Here is a 17406-nt window from a genome sequence, read left to right as displayed (position 1 = left end):
CCGGAGGGGGATCTCGTGGGCCGGGGCACGGGGGCGCCGGGGTCTGCGCGGAGCGCGAGTCGCCGCGTCCATGCGGCCGATCCGCGGTGGCGGTGCGACTAAGCGAACCGCGATCGGGAAATGGCTTTCCGAAGCCCTTGCCGCCGGCTCACACGGACGCGGAGGCGAGGAACGGCTCCACCCCCACGAAACGCAGGAGTGCGCATGCAGTACGTGAAGCTCGGTTCGACGGGCCTGGACGTGTCCCGGATCTGCCTCGGCTGCATGAGCTTCGGGGTGCCCGGCCGGGGGACCCACGAGTGGACCCTCGACGACGAGGCGTCCCGCCCCCTGATCCGCCGGGCACTGGAGGCCGGCATCACCTTCTTCGACACGGCGAACGTCTACTCCGACGGCACCAGCGAGGAGATCGTCGGCCGCGCGCTGGCCGAGTTCGCGCGCCGCGACGAGATCGTCATCGCCACCAAGGTCAACGGTGCGATGCACGACGGCCCCAACGCGCGCGGCCTGTCCCGCAAGGCCGTCATGACGGAGATCGACAACAGCCTGCGCAGGCTGGGCACCGACTACGTGGACCTCTACCAGATCCACCGCTTCGACTCCGCCACGCCCGTCGAGGAGACGATGGAGGCCCTGCACGACGTCGTGAAGGCCGGCAAGGCCCGTTACATCGGGGCGAGTTCGATGTACGCGTGGGAGTTCTCCAAGGCGCAGTACACGGCCCGGCTGCACGGCTGGACCCGGTTCGTGTCCATGCAGAACCACTACAACCTCCTCTATCGCGAGGAGGAGCGCGAGATGCTGCCGCTCTGCGCGGACCAGGGCGTCGGCGTGCTGCCCTGGAGCCCGCTCGCGCGTGGCCGTCTCACCCGCGCCTGGGACGTCACCACCGAGCGCAGCAGGACCGACGACTTCGGCAGGAAGCTCTACCAGGAGGGTGACCGGGACATCGTCGACGCCGTCGGCCGCATCGCCGCCGGGCGTGACGTCCCGCGCGCCCGGATCGCCCTCGCCTGGCTGCTGCGCGGCAGCACCGTGACCGCTCCCGTCATCGGCGCCACCAGGGCCGGTCACGTCGACGACGCGGTGGCCGCCCTCGACGTGGAACTCACCGAGAAGGAGGTCGAGGAACTGGAGCAGCCGTACACGCCCCGGGCGATCAGCGGTCACTGACCCACGGGCCCGATCCGTTCGCCACGCCCAATCTCTCATCGGGCAAAAGTAATGCGCACATGAGCGCCTCCCGGAGGCCGGTGAATCCGGTGCCGCCGTCGCAAGGGGCGGACGACGGATATTGGGAGCGCTCCCAATAGCGGTCGTCGCATGGGTATGCCGCGCCGTCGGTGGCCTGGTGAGTGCCCATTCCGCCCGGGGGTCCTCAGGGAGGTGGGTGTGGTGCACGGCCCCCGGCGGAAGGCCGGGGGATTTCCGATTTCTTTTTGCGGTCGCTTCTATTGACGTTTCGTCAATCTCCCTCGCTCCCGGCGGAATGGGGAAAACGAGGGGATGGCTTGTTTCGGCAAGGTCCGCTGTGCAAAGGTGTGCCTTGTTGGCGTGCAGACAATATTTACTTCCTTCTGTGCGTGCACGGTGTGGCCGCCCGCCCCCCTTCCGGAGAGCCGTCGAAGAGGGTGCTCGCGGCGGCACGGTCCCCCATGGGCAGCCCCTTCGCCTGAACGGGCGGGCTGGCTGCCCATTGGTATGGACTAATTCACGCGTTGCCTTTGGGAGGAAAGTGGACGTGAACGACCCCGTCCTGTCTCAGTCGCCGGAATCCGCCCGCTTGTTCGAGATATCGGATGAGCGACTGGCGGCCGAACTGAAGAAGAGCTCGGGGAACACGCCCGCGCACCACCCCGTCGGAGAACTCCTCGACCGCCACTGGGAAGCGGTCTTCGGCTACGCGCGGCTGTGCACCAACGGCGTGGCTCCCGCCGGAATGCTCACCACGGCCGCATTCACCCGGCTGTTCGGCGAATCCCTGCGGCAGACCGGGCCGACGGCCGCCTGGCGGCCTCAGCTGCTGGTCACCGTGCGCCGCATGACCGCCGAATGGCTCGCGGACCAGCGGCGGGAATCGCTTCACCCCGAACTCCTGGCCGGTCCGGACGGTGAGGCGGGGGTCGTGGCCCGGCTCCTTCCGCCGGAGGACAGGCGACTGCTGTCCCGCGCGTTCCAGCGGCTTCCGGAGCCCGCCCGCTGCCTGCTCTGGCATGCCGAGGTCGAGGCCGAGCAACTGGTCGTGCCCGCGGCTCTGTTGGGAATCCGCGAGGACGCCGCCTTCGTCGAGCTGCGGCGGGCACGTGAACGTCTGCGCGAGGGCTGCCTGGAGATCCACCGCGAACTGGCCCCCGAGGAGGAGTGCCGCCAGTACCACCGCATGCTGGACGTGTCGCTGCGGCGCGGCGGTGACGACCTCGACCCCGATCTGCGCCGGCACTTGGGCCGCTGCCGCCACTGTCGCAACACCGCCGAGCAGTTGAACCACTTCAACGGCGAACTCGCCCTGCCACTTGCCGAGTCCGTACTCGGCTGGGGCGCCGAGGCCTATCTCGCCTCCCGCCCCGGACGCGCCGTCGCGATCGTGGAGGTGACGGACGACGCGTCCGGCGGCCCCGGCGGCCAGGCGACCCCTCCCCTCCCGGCCAACGCCCCTCCGCCGCCCAGCCGGCCCCCGCGAGCGGCGCCGCGCGGCCAGTCGGCCGCCGGTTCCCGCCCGGCGACACACAAGGCACCCCGGCGCGTTCCGGGCCGCCGCAACATCGCGCTGGCCGCACTGACCGCGAGCGGCCTGATCCTGGTCCCGTTGGCCCTGTGGGCGGCCCAGGGCTCGGACGGCACCGCCGAGGGCGCCGGCCCCTCGGGCAGACCGAGTTCGGGCCCCGCCAAGGCACCCGGTGCGAAGCCGTCCTGGATAGGCGACGCGTCGAACGGCACCGTGCGCGGCCGCTTGCGCAACCTCGAGACCGGGCTGTGCGTCGGCATCGTCGGCGGGAAGCTCGTGAAGGGGGCCGAGACGGTACTCACCTCATGCTCCTCGGACGCGGCACAGGAATGGTCGTACGAGGCGGACGGGGTGCTGCGCGACGTCGCCGACCCGGGCCTGTGTCTCGACTCCCACCTCGGCTACTCGGTCCAACTGGCCTCCTGCACCGCCGAGTCCGGCTCCACCGGCAAGAACGTGCGCTACGACTTCACCCTTCAGGGGGAGCTGGTGCCACGGGGCAACCAGGACCTGGCCCTCACCCCCGCCGCCACCAACGGCGCGGGAGCCCTGGTCCTCAAGCTCCGCAAGGACCAGGCCGTCCAGCACTGGACCCTGGACACTTCGTCACCCTCGCTCCAGATGGCGGCGGTGAACTGGGACGCCGACGGAGCGGCCGGGGAGCCCGCGGCCCGGGAACCCTCCGGCTCCTCACGGCCGGGTTCGCCGGACGGCGCGTCCAAGGCGTCCCCGGGGCCCTCGGCCGGACCGTCGACGCCCGCGGCGGATCCCTCCGCCCCAAGTCCCACGTCCTCCTGCTCCCCGTACGGCTGCCAGCCGGGGAACGGCCAGTACGGCACCCCGGGATCCGGCGACGGCGGCTCCTGGGGCAACGGTGGGTACGGAGACGGCGGTTACGGCGGCGGCTACGGCGGCGGCGGCCGGGGCGGCCACCGCTGACGTCGTCACCACCGGTCCCGCCCACGGGGACCGCACCGCCCGGGGACCGGCCCCCGGGCGCGGACCGCCTTCGCCGAGAGGTGTCACGACGTGGCGGTGGCCGACCCCGCCGTGGCCGACGCGGAGGCGGCCGTGCCCAGGAACTCCGCCCAGCCGCCGAGGGGGGACCGGCCGGGATCGAGCGTGCGCAGCTTGCGCAGTACCGCGGGGTCCTGGACCTCCAGCCACTCCACGAGCTGGCGGAACGAGACCAGGCGCACCTCGTCGTGCCCCGCTATCTGCTCGATGGCCTGTTCGACGGCGTCCATGTATATGCCCCCGTTCCACCGTTCGAAGTGGTTGCCGACGAAGAAGGGGGCCCGGTTGCTCTCGTAGGCCCGGCGGAAGCCGGCGAGATAGCTGTCACGGGCCTGCACGCGCCAGGCGTCGTACTGGGAACGGTCACCGAGCGGGTTGGCGTTCGACTGGTTCGCCATCAGGTTGTAGTCCATGGACAAGACCTGGAAGGTGTGGCCGGGGAAGGGGATGGACTGCAACGGGAAGTCCCAGACGCGGCCGTTCTGGACCTTGCCCGGCCACATCTGCAGGCCGCCGGAGGAACTGGCGTCGTACTTCCAGCCGAGGGCGGCGGCCGTCGGCAGCAGGTTGGACTGGCCCTCCAAGCACGGGGTGCGGCCGCCGATCAGTTCCTTGTCGTAGTCGAAGGGGAGCGGTTCGAGATCGGTGAAGCCGGTGTTGGTCTTCCACTCGGTGACGAACTTCTTCGCCTGGTCGATCTCGCTGCGCCACTCGGCGGGGGACCACCGGCGCACTCCGTCCGAGCCGCAGAAGTGGCCGTTGAAGTGGGTGCCGATCTCGTGCCCCTCCAGCCAGGCGCTCCGGATCTGCTGGAGCGTCGCGTGGATGTGCCGGTCGGAGAGGTAACCGATCGCGGAGGCGCCCACCGGGTGCTGCGGCGGGCTGTAGAGGTGCTTCTTCGACTCGGGCAGCGTGTAGATGCCGCTGAGGAAGAACGTCATCGACGCGCCGTGGTCGGCGGCGACCTTGCGGAACCGCGAGAACAGGTTGTTGCTGAGCTCGCCGGCGCCGTCCCAGGAGAACACCACGAACTGCGGCGGACGCTCGCCGGGCTTCAGCCGCTCGGCCTTCGGCTGCCCCGGCTGGGCCCCCGTGTCGGCGGTGGAACCGTCGCCGATGAGCCGGGGCCGCGGGGGCGTGTCCTTCACCGTCCCCTTGCCGTCGCTGCCCACGGACCAGTCGTTCGCCGAGCAGGCGGAGAGCGCGCCGAGCGCTCCCGCCGCGGCCGTCGCGGTCAGCAGACGCCTGCGTGAGATGCCGGTCATGATGAACCCCCGATGTCCTCGATACCGCTCCCGCGCCGGGCCGGAGCTTCCGTTCCTGCGACGCGCCGCTCCGCTCCGCGAAGGGTGTGTCGAACGGTGTGATGCGCGGAGGTCCGGGAAGGGTCGCCGGCGGCGGCACGTGTTGCCGTTCCGTGACAAACCCCGCCGTCCGTGGGGCGGGCGGCGGGGTACGAGGTGCGGGACGGACAGCGGGGGAGCGGCGGGGCCGGCGGGGTCAGGCGCCGGTGCCGGCCCGGACGACCGTCAGGGAGACCGACGAGGAGTTCCCCGACACCGGGACCTTGCCGCCCTTCCAGGCCGCCTTGAGCGGGTCCCGCTCGTCGGGCGGCGTGACGACCAGCGACGCCGGCGTGGCCGTGCGGGCCCCGCTGATCTCCGGGTTGGAGAACGTCAGGCCGGCCCACGCGCTCTTCCCGGGGGCCAGCGTGAGCGTGGCCGGCGAGCCGGGGGAGCGCTTCGGGTCGGGCCCGAGCTGCTTGCCGGACGCGTCGACGAAGGCCGCCCCGGGGTAGCCGCGCAGGGTGCAGGTGCGGTGGGAGGTGTTGATGAGGACGACGGGGAAGTTCTCCTGGCCCGCTCCCGGGTCGTTGCCGCCGACCGTCGCGCGCAGCTCGGAGGTGTGGCAGCGGGTGCTCGCGGCGCCGCTTCCCGTCGAGGCCGTGGCGGAGGACGAGCCCGACACCGGTGCCGACGTCCTGCCGTCTCCGGCCGACGCGGTGCTGGTGCCGGAGCCGTCCGGGGTCGTGTCGCCGGAGGCCGGCTGCGCCGTGCCGGGGAGCTTCTGCGGGGTGCCGCTCGTACCGCTGCCGGTGCCGCAGGCCGAGAGCGTGCCCAGCAGCGCGACACCCGCGACCACCGCCGCCCAGTGTGCGGGGGAGGACGTACGGCGTACGGGAACCTCGTCGCCGTGCCGGAAGGTCGCCATGTCAAACTCCTTCGAATTCAGCGCACGCCGTGACTCGTGCGTACGGCGCTCCGTGCTCCGTCATCAGTGTCCGATGCGCGCCGGCCGGAAAAAGTTCGCGAGTCCGGCACGCGTTCTCGTCAGGTGCCTACCCGTACGGAGCCGAGCACACGGTCGGTGGCGTCGCTGCCGCTCTTCTGGCGGATCTGTACGTAGAGCTGCGGCTGCGCGGCGCCGCCCGCGGGGGTGAGCCCCGCCTCCGTGAGCGAGCCGCGACCGGCCGGACAGTCGCTCCAGGTCCTCACCAGCCCGTGCCAGCGCGCGCCGGTGTAGGCGCGGCTGCCGTCGTAGTGGCACCCGGTGTGGGCGAGCGAGGCGACCTCGGCCCGTACGTCTCCGCGTTCGCTCAGACCGACGAACACCCCGTCGACACCCGAGCGCAGGTCCTGCCACCTGGCCAGGTCGTCGGCGACCACCAGCCCCGGTTCGCGGGTGTCCGACAGGCCCACGGTCCGCGGATTCCACCCGGAGTCGCGCAGTTGGCGGCCCCAGGCGCGCGGCACCTCCACCGTGAGCCGTCCCGAGGCGTCCGCGACCCGCACGGACCCGCCGGAGGACTGCCGGGTCACCAGGGCCGCGGTGACACCGCCGGCGGCGACCACGACCGCGACGGCCACCGTGGCGATCACGGTCCTTCGACGGTGCCGGGCCGGCCGGGCGGCCGGAGCCGGCGTCACTTCGGCCAGCCGCTCCAGTTCCTCGGCCAGGCCCAGCGCCGTGGGCCAGCGCCGCTCCCGGTCGGGTTCCATGGCACGCAGCAACGCCCGCTGGACGGCCGACGCGAGGCCGGTACGGATCCGGTCGGGACGTACGACCTTGCCGGGCGGCCCGGGGACCGTGCCCGTGACCAGGTGGTAGCCGAGGGCTCCCAGGCTGTACACGTCGGCCCGCGCGTCGATCCCCGACCCGGGCTGGGCCTGCTCCGGCGGGGTGTAGCCCGCGGAGCCCGCGGCCATCGTCAGCCCGGAGGCGTGTGCCAGGCTCTTGGCGAGACCGAGGTCCGCCAGCAGGACCCGCTCGCCCGCGCCGGGCGCCGTGCGCAGCAGCACGTTGGACGGCTTGATGTCGCGGTGCACGATCCCGGCCTGGTGCAGCGCGGCCGCGCCGCGGGCCGCCAGGGCGGTCAGCCGCAGGGCCTCGGAGACCGGCAGCGGCCCAGCGTCGACCCGGTCCGCGAGGGTGCCCCCGTCCGCGTACTCCATGACGAAGTAGGGCCTGCCGTCCGGGAGTTCACCGATGTCGTAGACCTGGACGACCCGGTTCGAGTCGGCCTTGCGCAGCAGCCGGGCCTCGGAGAGGAAACGCTCCCGGACATCCAGGTGGTCGACCCAGTTGTCGGACAGCACCTTCACGGCGACGACCGCGTCCAGTACCTCGTCGTGGGCGAGCCAGACCACGCCGAAACCGCCGGAGCCCAGGCGCCGGTCCAGACGGTAGCGGCCGATCCGCTGCGGAGGGTGCATGCGACTATCATGCCTGGCCTCTGATCGACACCGAGGGGAGCATCCAGTGCAGGACGCCACGGGAACCGAGGAGCTCGCGCGGCGCGCGGCCGCGGGCGATCCGGACGCCCTGGATCTGCTGCTCCAGCGGCTGGGGCCGGAGGTCATGCGGCGCTGCGGGCGCTTCCTGCCGTGCCGCGAGGACGCCGAGGAGGCGGCGCAGGACGTCCTCCTCCAGGTGGCGCGGAAGATCACCGGCTTCGAGGGCCGCAGCCGCTTCAGTACCTGGCTCTACACGGTCGTCGCCAACTGTTCCCGTCAGAAGTACCGCGAGCTGAAGCGGCGGGCCGCCGAGCAGCCGGACGTCATCGACGCCTCACACCATGTCGACCCCCGTACCACGAGCGTCATCGCCGGTTCCCGCGTCGACCTCCTGGAGGCGCTGGAGCGGCTGGAGCGCGAACACCCGCATCTGGTGGCCCCGCTGGTCTACCGGGACATCTGTCAGCTGGAGTACGCCGAGGTCGCCGAACGGGTCGGCATCCCGCTCGGCACGCTCAAGTCCCGTCTGCACGAGGCCCGCAAGCAGGTCAGGCCCTGGCTGGCCGAATCCTCGTGACGCCGTGACACTTCTGCGGTTCTGTCAACCCTCCTTCTAAGTTGCGGAGTTGGCGACGAGAGTGAGGCTGTCGCAAGCCGGGGAGCGGGCGTGCCCGTGGGTCCCTCCGCCGGGCGGGTTCGCGGGTTCGCGGGTTCGCGGGGTCCCGGCTGGCCCGGCGTGCCGGGCGCGGCGGGCCCTTAGGGTGGTCGGCGTGACGCAGAAGAGCAGCAGACCGGTCGCCGTGTTCGACCTCGACGGCACGCTCGCGGACAGCGCGCACCGGCAGCGGTTCCTGGAGCGCACCCCGCGCGACTGGGACGCGTTCTTCGCGGCCGCGCCGCAGGACCCGCCGCTGGCCGAGGGTGTGACCCTGGCCATGGAGAGCGCGCGGGAGTGCGATGTGGTCTACCTGACCGGCCGTCCCGAGCGCTGCCGCCGTGACACCGTCGCGTGGCTGGCCGCCCAGGGGCTGCCCGAGGGGCCGGTCTTCATGCGGCGCGACGACGACCGCAGGCCGGCCCGCCGTACCAAGCCGGAGATCCTCCGCCGACTGGCCCGCGACCGTGAGATCCGTGTCCTCGTGGACGACGACGAACTCGTCTGCGACGAGGCCGAGCGGGCCGGTTTCACGGTCGTACGGGCACGCTGGGCGACCGCGTCGGCGGCCCTGAAGAACGCGCAGGAGCGCGAGGGGCGGACCTGACGGGGGCGACATGACCGGCTCGACGTGACCGGCCCGGCTCCGTCCGGCCCGTCCTGGTCCGGTCCGGTCCGGTCCGCCCGAGGGTGATGGGCGGACGGCCGGACAGCGCTGAACCGGCGGGTGTGCCACCGGAAGGGGTGTGACGGGCCGGATCGCCTGTTGCGGGCTTGCGCTCGACGGCACCGGCCTCTGCCGGTGCGCGGCTGTCGGCGTACGACCGGTCGGCGGCGGACGACGTGGGTGCCCGTCCGGGACGACGCGAAGGCCGCCGGTCGGCCGTTCGGGTTCAGGGGTTCGAGGGGCCGCTCGCGATCCCGCTCCCGGGCGGGCGCGAGCGGTGGCCGGAGCGACGGGCCCGTGCCGCATGTCCGTGGCGTCCGGCGCACGACTTCGCGGCGGATCGCGTCGGCCCGCCGCGGATCGGTGGATCGGGGCGGATCGGCGTCCGGCTCGGCGGGGAAGCGGTAGGTGGCCCCGGGGCGGGGCCACCTGCCGGGAAAGGTGCGTCCGATGGCGTCAGGCGCCGTCCTCCATGCGGAAGCCGACCTTCAGGCCCACCTGGTAGTGCTCGACCTCCCCGTCCACGATCTGCCCCCTGACCTGGGTGATCTCGAACCAGTCCAGGTTGCGCAGGGTCTGCGAGGCGCGGGCGATCCCATTGCGGACGGCCTGGTCGATCCCCTCGGGGGAGGTGCCGACGATCTCGGTGACCCGGTACGTGTGGTCGGTCATGCGGGTGCTCCTCTCCGCCGTGGCGGGTGTGCCACGCGTCATTCCACGGTGCCTCACGGCGCCGCGGTACGCGAGATGTCAGCGGGGCCCTGACCGGCCGCCCTTGACGAGCCTGATTGGTCCATACCAAAATCAGAACACCCGTACGAGCGATGAGCTCGTCCCCCACGCCGGGTTCCCTTTCCGCTGTCCGCAAGACAGAACAGGATCCCCCTTCGTGACGCGTCGTCTGCTCGCCCTCGCCTGTGTGACCGCCTTCCTGCTGACCGCCTGCGGAGCTCTGCCGGGGGAAGGCGGCGGACGGCACACCGTGACGGTGTGGCTGATGAAGGACAGCGCGTCCGAGGAGTTCCTCAAGCGGTTCACCGAGGACTTCGAACGGACCCACCGGGGCATCGCCCTGGACATCCGCATCCAGCAGTGGACCGGGATCGTGCAGAAGGTCCAGGGAGCGCTGGAGGGTGGGAGAGGCGACGGGCCGGACGTCATCGAGGTCGGCAACACCCAGGTGGCGCAGTACGTGGACCGGGGCGGCCTGAGCGATCTGACGCTCGAGTCGGTGCGCGACTGGGGCATGGACGACTGGCTCCCCGGCCTCGCCCAGCCGGGCCGGTTCAGCACCCGCCAGTACGGAATCCCGTGGTACGCGGCGAACCGCGTCGTCATCTACCGCAAGGACCTCTTCGACCGGGCCGGCGTCAGGAAGCCGCCGAAGACCCGCGAGCAGTGGATCGAGGACACGGGACGGCTCAACTCGGCCGGAAACCAGGGGATCTACCTGGCCGGGCAGGACTGGTACACCTTCGCCGGGTTCGTATGGGACGAGGGCGGTGAGCTCGCGACGGAGTCCGCCGGAACCTGGGAGGGCTCGCTGGGGACGCCCGCGGCCCTGCGCGGCATGGACTTCTACCGGCGGCTCCAGGCGCTCGGCTCAGGGCCCGCCGACGCCGACGAGGAACATCCGCCGCAGGCCGGGGTGTTCGCCGGTGGCCATGTGGCACAGATCGTGGCCGTACCCGGGCTCGCCCAGGCGATCGTGGAGCAGAACCCGGCGCTGCGGAAGAAACTCGGGTTCTTCCCCGTCCCCGGCAGGACGGCCGCCGAACCCGGCGCCGTCTTCACCGGCGGCTCCGACCTCGTGGTGCCCGAGAACACCGACGACCGGCGGGCGGCCACGGCCGTCGTCTCGGCCCTCGTCGGCGCCAAGTGGCAGACCCAACTGGCGCGGACGATGAACTACGTGCCCAACAAGACCACTCTCGCGGGCGCGGTGTCCGGCGAGGAGGGTGCCGCGGCCATGGCGGTGGGCGCGGCGCGAGGCCGGGCGACCCCCGCCTCACCCCGGTGGGCCGCCGTCGAGGCCGACAACCCGATCAAGTCCTATATGACCAAGGTCCTGACCGGGGCCGACCCCGCGGCCGAGGCCGGGCGCGCCTCCCGGCTGATCACGGAACGGCTGGCGGAGCCCGGGGGATGAGTCCAGGGCCGCCGTACTCCCCCGGGGGGTGTCACCGAAGGAAGCCCGCGTAGTTCTGCTGCTCGATCTGGCTGCTGATCTGCTTGACGGTCTCCAGGCCCACGCTCACGATGATCAGAATGCTCGTGCCGGTGAGCTGGTTCGCGCCGCCGAAGCTCGCGAACGCGACGGTGGGGACGAGGGCGATCAGGCCCAGATAGAGGGCGCCCGGCCAGGTGAGTCTGTTGAGGACGTAACCGAGGTACTCGGCCGTCGGCCGGCCGGCCCGCAGGCCCGGGATGAACCCGCCGCTCTGTTTGATGTTTCCCGCCACCTCCTCCGGATTGAACGTGATCGCCACATAGAAGAAGGCGAAGAACACGATCAGGAGGAAGTACGCGAGGACGTAGTACGGATGGTTTCCGCGGACGAAGTTCTGTGTGACCCAGGTGGCCCAGCGCGCGTGCGAGTTCGAGAACTGTGCGATCAGCGCGGGAATATAGAGGAGCGAGGAGGCGAAGATGACCGGAACCACACCGGCCTGGTTGACCTTCAGCGGAATGTAGGTCGCCGTTCCGCCGTACGCCTTACGGCCGATCATCCGTTTCGCGTACTGCACCGGAATACGGCGCTGCGCCTGTTCCACGAAGACGACCAGGGCCACCATCGCGAACCCGACGAGAATGACGACGCCGAAGCCGAACCACCCGTCGGCGATCTGCCCCTCCTGTTTGACGGTCCACAACGCGCCGGGAAACGTGGAGGCGATGGAGATGAAGATGAGCATCGACATTCCGTTGCCGATCCCCCGTTCGGTGACGAGCTCTCCGAGCCACATCACGCAGGCCGTCCCCGCGGTGATCGTGAGCACCATCACCAGCGTGGTCAGGATCGAATGGTCGGGGACGATGCCCGCGGCGGTCGGGCAGCTGGGGAACAGCGCGCCACTGCGGGCGGTCGCGACCAGACCCGTGCCCTGAAGGACGGCGAGGGCCACCGTCAGGTAACGGGTGTACTGGGTGATCTTCCCCTGCCCGGCGGCGCCCTCCTTCTTCAGCGCCTCCAGTTTCGGGATGACCACCGTCAGCAGTTGAAGAATGATGCTCGCCGTGATGTAGGGCAGAATTCCCAGCGCGAACACGGTGATCTGGAGCAGAGCCCCGCCACTGAACAGGTTGACCAGACCCAGCAGACCGCCGTTCTTCGTCGCCGCGTCCACGCATGCCTGGACGTCGCGATAGTTCACGCCGGGGAGCGGTACGTGCGATCCCACGCGGTACAGCACGATGATGCCGAGCGTGAACAACAGTTTCTTGCGCAGGTCCGGGGTTCTGAAGACCTTGGCGAATGCGCTCAGCAAGGGTTCCTCCTTCGCCCCCGCGCCAGCACGCCAGAGGTGAACAGAAGCAGATTTTCCGAGCCAGGGAACACGCTCAGGAACGCAACGCGAAGTAATGCCTCGCGAAGTAGGGGAATTCAAGCACCATCATCGAATGAGACATCCGGGTCGGCAACCGGAAAGGCTCTCGCGTCCACCACCCGGCAGCGGCGCTCTCCGCCGGACCTGCCTGCCCTCGGCCCCTTGCGGCGGGCGGAACGCCAGGCCCGGCACGGGCACAGCGCGCCGGAACGGACACGGGCAACGGGCGCCGGCGAGGTGGATCGCCGGCGCCCGTTGCCCGTGCTCGTCCGGGCGCCCGGGTTCACCACCCGGGCGCCCGCACGCTCTCACCCTGCTTGCGACATCACCTGACCACGCTCAACGACAGCGCGAACCGGCCCTCCCGGTCCGTCCACCAATGGGCCAGGTCGAGCCCCGCGGCGGCGAGTTCGCGCCGTACTCCCTCCTCGCGGAACTTCGCCGAGATCTCGGTGCGCATCTCCTCACCGTCGGCGAAGTCGACGGCGAGGTCGAGGGCGGGGATCTTCACGGTCTGCTCGGTCCGCGAACGCAGCCGCATCTCGATCCACTCGTGCTCGGCGTCCCAGAGGGCGACGTGGGCGAACGCGTCCGGATCGAAGTCCGCGCCGAGCTCGCGGTTGACGACCGTCAGCACGTTCTTGTTGAACTCGGCCGTCACCCCCGCCGCGTCGTCGTACGCGGCGACGAGCACCGACTCGTCCTTGACCAGGTCCGTGCCGAGCAGCAGGGCGTCACCGGGGGAGAGCAGGTCCCGTACGGAGGCCAGGAACGCGGCGCGCTCGGTGGGCAGCAGGTTGCCGACGGTGCCGCCGAGGAACGCCACCAGCCGCGGTCCGGGCGTACCCGGAAGCGCGAGGCCGCCCGTGAAATCGGCGATCAGCGCGTGCACGCCGAGCTCCGGGCGCTCGGCGATCAGCGCGTGCCCGGCCTGGGTCAGGGCGCTCTCGCTGACGTCGACCGGCACGTACGTGTGCAGGGCGGGCAGCGCGTCGAGCAGATGACGGGTCTTCTCGGACGAGCCCGAGCCGAGTTCGACGAGGGTGCGCGCACCGGTCGCCCGGGCGATCTCGCCGGCCCGGGCGGCCAGGATCTCGCGCTCCGCCCGGGTGGGGTAGTACTCGGGCAGTTCCGTGATCTGGTCGAAGAGCTCGCTGCCGTGCGCGTCGTAGAACCACTTCGGCGGCAGCGTCTTGGGCGTGTGGGACAGGCCGTGCAGGACGTCGGCGCGCAGCGCGGCGTCCGTGGCGTCCTCGGGCAGGGTGCGGGTGAGAAGGAACGGACTCACGTGCTGGGCTCCTTCGGACGTGCGGATGCCATGGGGTGGTGGGGGTCCTCGTGGTCGGGCACGCCTTGGCGGTCGTGCGGGTCCTTGAGCGGGGTGAGCAGGACGTCGGTGCGGGTCGCCACGAGCAGCGTGCGGTCCGGCACCTCCTGCCACCGTGGGTCGTCGTCGTACGGCTCGGAGGCCACGACGGTGCCGCGGCCGGGTTCGGCGAGGTACCACAGGGTGTCGCCCCAGGCCGTCGCGGTGATCGTGGCGCCGTCGGTGAGCAGCAGGTTGAGCCGGGAGCCCGGGGCGGCCTCGGAGACCTCCAGGACGGTGTCGGCCAGCGCCCGGCTCTCGTCGTCCCCGGTACGCAGCCGCCGCAGGACCAGCGCCCAGACGAGCGCCGAGTCGCAACGGGCCTCCAGGGACAGCAACTCCGCGGCGGGCAGGCCGCGGGTCAGGGGTGCGAGGGAGTGCGGCCAGCCGAGGACGGCACCGTTGTGGCTGAACAGCCAGGTGCCCGCGGCGAACGGCGCCGCCGCGGCCTCCCCGTCCGCTCCCGCCCGGGTGGCGTCCCGTACGGCGCCCAGCAGCGCCCCGGTCCGTACGACACGGGACAGGTCCGCGAAGGACTGGTCGCCCCAGATGGGTCCGGCGCGCCGGTACCGGGCGGGCACCGGATCCCCCTCGGCGTACCAGCCGATCCCGAAACCATCGGCGTTGACCGTCCCGTACCGCTGCCGCCGGGGTGCCCACGACTGCCGGAACAGGCTGTGCGGCGGGTCCGCCAGCAGCCGGCCGATCGGTGCTTCGGGGCCCACATAGGCCAGATGGCGGCACATCAGGCTTGTCCGTCACGGGCCGTGCGGAACCCGGAGAAGATCTGCCGCCGGATCGGGTAGTCCCAGTTGCGGAAGGTGCCCCGGCAGGCGACCTTGTCCACGGCGAACGAGCCGCCGCGCAGCACCTTGTGCTCCGGCCCGAAGAAGACCTCCGAGTACTCCTTGTACGGGAAGGCGGCGAAGCCGGGATAGGGCTGCAGGTCGCTCGACGTCCACTCCCACACGTCGCCGATCAACTGCCGTACGCCGAGCGGGGACTCACCGGACGGATAGCTGCCGGCCGGGGCCGGGCGCAGATGGCGCTGGCCGAGATTGGCGTGCTCGGGGGTGGGGTCGGCGTCGCCCCAGGGGTAGCGGGTGGAGCGGCCGGTGGCCGGGTCGTGGCGGGCGGCCTTCTCCCACTCGGCCTCGGTGGGCAGCCGGCGTCCCGCCCAGCGGGCGTACGCGTCGGCCTCGTACCAGCACACGTGCAGCACCGGCTCGTCCGGCGGTACGAGTTCGGTGACGCCGAAGCGGCGCCGCAGCCACTGCGCGCCCTCCCGGCGCCAGAACAGCGGCGCCTCGATGCCGTGGGTGCGGATGTGGGCCCAGCCCTCCGGGCTCCACCAGCGTTCGGAGTCGTAGCCCCCGTCCGCGATGAAGGCCTGGTACGCGGCGTTGGTCACCGGGGTGGTGTCGATGAAGAACGCCGCCACCTCGCGCCGGTGCGCCGGCCGCTCGTTGTCCAGCGCCCACGGCTCGGTGGACGTGCCCATCGTGAACGGGCCGCCGGGGACGAGGACTTCGGCCGGTCCCGTGAACGGTGGGGCGGGATCGGGCTCCGGCGCGGTGAGGGCCGCCGGTCCCGTGCGCAGCTGATGGGTGATCAGCATGGTCTCGTCGTGCTGCTGTTCGTGCTGCGCGATCATGCCGAAGGCGAAGCCCGCCTCGGTCAGCGGAGTGCCCCGGAAGGCGGTGCCCTCCAGGACGTCCAGCGCGCGGCCGCGTACCTCGGCGGCGTACCGCCGGGCCTCCGCGGGCGGAAGCAGCGGCAGTGAGGGCCGCTCGGCGCGCGGATGCTCGAAGGCGTCGTACAGCCCGTCTATCTCGGGCCGCATGGCGTCACGCCCGGCGACCGCGCGCAGCAGCCACAGCTCCTCCTGGTTGCCGATGTGCGCGAGGTCCCAGACCAGCGGGGACATCAACGGCGAGTGCTGCGCGGTCAGCTCGGGCTCCTCCACGCAGGACGTGAGGAGCGCGGTGCGGTCACGGGCCGTGGTCAGTGCGTCGAGCGCGCGCTCCCTGAGCGACTCGGGGTCCGTGGGTGAGGTGGGGGCGGTCATGTGCGGATGTCCTTCCCGTGTGACCGGTCCTGGGAGCGGTCGTCGGACCGGTCGTCGGACAGGCCGTGGGGCCGGTCGTGGAGACGACCGTGGAATTGACGGTGGAACTGGCTCAGCAGGTCGTCGGCGGGGCAGCGCCCGCGGGCCACATAGCGGTCCGTGAACTCCGCGACGGCCTCCAGCACCTCGGTGGTCGCACCGAGGCGGGGAAGCGCCTCGGCGGCGGCCGCGAAGCAGATGACGGCCGCCTCGCGCAGCTCGGGGTCGGTCAGGCCGTGCCGGGCGGCGCCGATCCACAGCGGATTGCACGGAGCCGGCAGTCCTTCCGCCCGCTCCGCGAGGGGCTTGACGGTCCGGTAGGCGATCTCCGCCGCCTCCGGGTCGTCGAACAGCGCCGCCGTCACCGCCAGTGGCACGATCCACCCGTCCTCGCCCGGCTGCGCGTCGATCATGCGCAGTTCCAGATGGCCGCGGGGGCGGACCGGCGGGAACAGGGTCGTGAGGTGGTAGTCCAGATCCGCCCGGTTCGGCGGTGTGCCGGACCGGGTCCACTCCCGGAAGGTCAGGCCCTCGGGTACCTCCCAGGGGCCTTCGTCCGCCCGGACGCACATCACCGGCGCGTCCAGGACGTGCCGGGCCCAGGCGGCGCGTGGATCGCCGTCCAGTGGAGGCGCGGCGGACCGGCCCGGGTCCATGGCCGTCCACAGCGACTGCCGCGTGGAGCGCCAGCCGGTGTAGCGGCCCTGGGCGAGCGGGGAGTGCGCGAACGCGGCCACCAGGACCGCGCCCAACTGGTTCGCCAGCCACCAGCGGCGCCCGTGGCCGAGCGGGCCGGGCTCCTCGTATCCGGCGTCCAGGCACACCTGGACCGAGGCGGAGGAGCACATCATGGCCCGGCCCTCGGGGCCCGTGCGGTCCAGGTAGCGCTCCATGGCGTCGTAGCGCGGCTCACGGAGGTATCGGCTCGGGGGGTTCCAGGGTTCGTGGCCGTTGCCACTGAGGCCCAGTCCGGCCTCGCGCAGTACCGCGCGCACCGCGTCGAGATCGGCCGACACGGACCCGACGCACTCCATCAGGGAGCCGGCGGGTGCGGAGCTGAGCTCCAGCTGGCCGCCCGGTTCGACGGTGAGCGCCGAACGCAGGGACAGGGTCCGCAGAGCGGCGTACGCCGCTTCGAGCTGTTCTGGTGTTGCGGGGAGCTGCGGCTGCCGCAGCTCGTGGACGAGCCATTCCACTTCGACACCGAGGGTGCGGGGAGGGCCGGTCTTGAAGCATATGCCTCGGACCAGCGCTTCCACCTCGGCCTCGGTGACGGCGGAGCGTCGCTCCGTACAGTCACTCACCGAATCGGACATGTAGGGATCCTCCTGAGATTCCACCATGCCGCCGGCCCGACGTCTGTGGTGCCGGACCGGCATTGCTCGTCCCACCCAAGACCCTCTCGCCGGTTCGCACAAGGGTGCAAATCGTCATGCCCGGGGTTCGGGGGCACCGCGGAGGCGGCCCAGCACGGTCGTCCGCGCGGGGCCGCGAAAACCTGTTGCGCCGCACGACCAGCATCGCTCACGATGCGTCCGTGGGCACGACGGGGGAGATCGCGCGGGGCGTTCGCATGGCGTGTACGGG

14 protein-coding genes are annotated in these 17406 nt (G+C 71.7%); 5 read left to right on the top strand and 9 right to left on the bottom strand.

Annotation, left to right across the window (positions count from 1 at the left end):
- Positions 1 to 204 precede the first annotated feature (204 nt).
- Both ABZV34_RS14945 and ABZV34_RS14940 read left to right on the top strand, forming a co-directional pair.
- Positions 205 to 1173, top strand: coding sequence for an aldo/keto reductase (locus tag ABZV34_RS14945; protein ID WP_356275342.1), 969 nt, complete (start codon positions 205 to 207; stop codon positions 1171 to 1173).
- A gap of 568 nt (positions 1174 to 1741) precedes the next feature.
- Positions 1742 to 3664: an RICIN domain-containing protein gene (locus tag ABZV34_RS14940; protein ID WP_356275339.1), complete on the top strand. Its 1923-nt coding sequence runs from the start codon at positions 1742 to 1744 to the stop codon at positions 3662 to 3664.
- A gap of 83 nt (positions 3665 to 3747) precedes the next feature.
- On the opposite strand, the gene ABZV34_RS14935 is transcribed toward ABZV34_RS14940, so the two are convergent.
- The 3 genes from ABZV34_RS14935 to ABZV34_RS14925 all read right to left on the bottom strand — a co-directional run bounded on the left by ABZV34_RS14935 (position 3748) and on the right by ABZV34_RS14925 (position 7455).
- Positions 3748 to 5007, bottom strand: coding sequence for a hypothetical protein (locus tag ABZV34_RS14935; RefSeq protein ID WP_356275336.1), 1260 nt, complete (start codon positions 5005 to 5007; stop codon positions 3748 to 3750).
- A gap of 235 nt (positions 5008 to 5242) precedes the next feature.
- A complete protein-coding gene (locus ABZV34_RS14930; protein ID WP_356275333.1) occupies positions 5243 to 5953 on the bottom strand; it encodes a DUF4232 domain-containing protein in 711 nt (236 codons plus the stop codon).
- A 119-nt stretch (positions 5954 to 6072) separates the two neighbouring features.
- On the bottom strand, positions 6073 to 7455 hold the full coding sequence (locus ABZV34_RS14925; protein ID WP_356275330.1) for a serine/threonine-protein kinase: 1383 nt from the start codon (positions 7453 to 7455) through the stop codon (positions 6073 to 6075).
- A 46-nt stretch (positions 7456 to 7501) separates the two neighbouring features.
- On the opposite strand from ABZV34_RS14925, the gene ABZV34_RS14920 reads away from it, so the two are divergent.
- Together ABZV34_RS14920 and ABZV34_RS14915 are read left to right on the top strand one after the other, a co-directional pair.
- On the top strand, positions 7502 to 8053 hold the full coding sequence (locus ABZV34_RS14920; RefSeq protein ID WP_356275327.1) for an RNA polymerase sigma factor: 552 nt from the start codon (positions 7502 to 7504) through the stop codon (positions 8051 to 8053).
- 193 nt (positions 8054 to 8246) lie between these two features.
- The gene (locus ABZV34_RS14915) at positions 8247 to 8738 is read left to right on the top strand and encodes a hypothetical protein (protein WP_356275324.1); all 492 of its coding nucleotides are present in this window, start codon (positions 8247 to 8249) and stop codon (positions 8736 to 8738) included.
- Between the two features lie 516 nt (positions 8739 to 9254).
- Here ABZV34_RS14915 and ABZV34_RS14910 read toward each other — a convergent pair.
- Positions 9255 to 9470, bottom strand: a complete 216-nt coding sequence (locus tag ABZV34_RS14910) for a dodecin (protein WP_356275321.1) — start codon at positions 9468 to 9470, stop codon at positions 9255 to 9257.
- A gap of 217 nt (positions 9471 to 9687) precedes the next feature.
- Between ABZV34_RS14910 and ABZV34_RS14905 the strand changes: the two genes are divergently transcribed.
- A complete protein-coding gene (locus tag ABZV34_RS14905) occupies positions 9688 to 10947 on the top strand; it encodes an extracellular solute-binding protein (protein WP_356275318.1) in 1260 nt (419 codons plus the stop codon).
- 31 nt (positions 10948 to 10978) lie between these two features.
- On the opposite strand, the gene secY is transcribed toward ABZV34_RS14905, so the two are convergent.
- From secY to egtA, 5 genes are all read right to left on the bottom strand, one after another.
- A complete protein-coding gene (gene secY / locus ABZV34_RS14900) occupies positions 10979 to 12286 on the bottom strand; it encodes a preprotein translocase subunit SecY (protein WP_356275315.1) in 1308 nt (435 codons plus the stop codon).
- Positions 12287 to 12671: 385 nt separating this feature from the next.
- Positions 12672 to 13634, bottom strand: a complete 963-nt coding sequence (gene egtD / locus ABZV34_RS14895; protein ID WP_356275312.1) for an L-histidine N(alpha)-methyltransferase — start codon at positions 13632 to 13634, stop codon at positions 12672 to 12674.
- Positions 13631 to 14458: an ergothioneine biosynthesis protein EgtC gene (gene egtC / locus ABZV34_RS14890; protein WP_356275309.1), complete on the bottom strand. Its 828-nt coding sequence runs from the start codon at positions 14456 to 14458 to the stop codon at positions 13631 to 13633. Before egtC ends, egtD begins: the two co-directional genes overlap by 4 nt.
- Positions 14458 to 15780, bottom strand: a complete 1323-nt coding sequence (gene egtB, locus ABZV34_RS14885) for an ergothioneine biosynthesis protein EgtB (protein ID WP_356275306.1) — start codon at positions 15778 to 15780, stop codon at positions 14458 to 14460. Before egtB ends, egtC begins: the two co-directional genes overlap by 1 nt.
- A complete protein-coding gene (gene egtA / locus ABZV34_RS14880) occupies positions 15777 to 17135 on the bottom strand; it encodes an ergothioneine biosynthesis glutamate--cysteine ligase EgtA (protein WP_356275303.1) in 1359 nt (452 codons plus the stop codon). Before egtA ends, egtB begins: the two co-directional genes overlap by 4 nt.
- Positions 17136 to 17406: the final 271 nt, after the last annotated feature.

Origin of the sequence: Streptomyces sp. NPDC005195, from assembly GCF_040608315.1 — a bacterium.
Lineage (GTDB): Bacteria > Actinomycetota > Actinomycetes > Streptomycetales > Streptomycetaceae > Streptomyces > Streptomyces kaempferi.
The sequence above is the reverse complement of the archived record's forward strand: the minus strand, read 5'-3'. Positions and strand labels throughout refer to the sequence as shown.

Bases quoted from the DNA above. Each gene is read 5' to 3' on its own strand.
- ABZV34_RS14930 (WP_356275333.1), bottom strand. From the start codon at position 5,953: ATGGCGACCTTCCGGCACGGCGACGAGGTTCCCGTACGCCGTACGTCC.
- ABZV34_RS14910 (WP_356275321.1), bottom strand. From the start codon at position 9,470: ATGACCGACCACACGTACCGGGTCACCGAGATCGTCGGCACCTCCCCC.
- egtB (WP_356275306.1), bottom strand. From the start codon at position 15,780: ATGACCGCCCCCACCTCACCCACGGACCCCGAGTCGCTCAGGGAGCGC.
- ABZV34_RS14945 (WP_356275342.1), top strand. From the start codon at position 205: ATGCAGTACGTGAAGCTCGGTTCGACGGGCCTGGACGTGTCCCGGATC.
- egtC (WP_356275309.1), bottom strand. From the start codon at position 14,458: ATGTGCCGCCATCTGGCCTATGTGGGCCCCGAAGCACCGATCGGCCGG.
- egtA (WP_356275303.1), bottom strand. From the start codon at position 17,135: ATGTCCGATTCGGTGAGTGACTGTACGGAGCGACGCTCCGCCGTCACC.
- ABZV34_RS14925 (WP_356275330.1), bottom strand. From the start codon at position 7,455: ATGCACCCTCCGCAGCGGATCGGCCGCTACCGTCTGGACCGGCGCCTG.
- ABZV34_RS14935 (WP_356275336.1), bottom strand. From the start codon at position 5,007: ATGACCGGCATCTCACGCAGGCGTCTGCTGACCGCGACGGCCGCGGCG.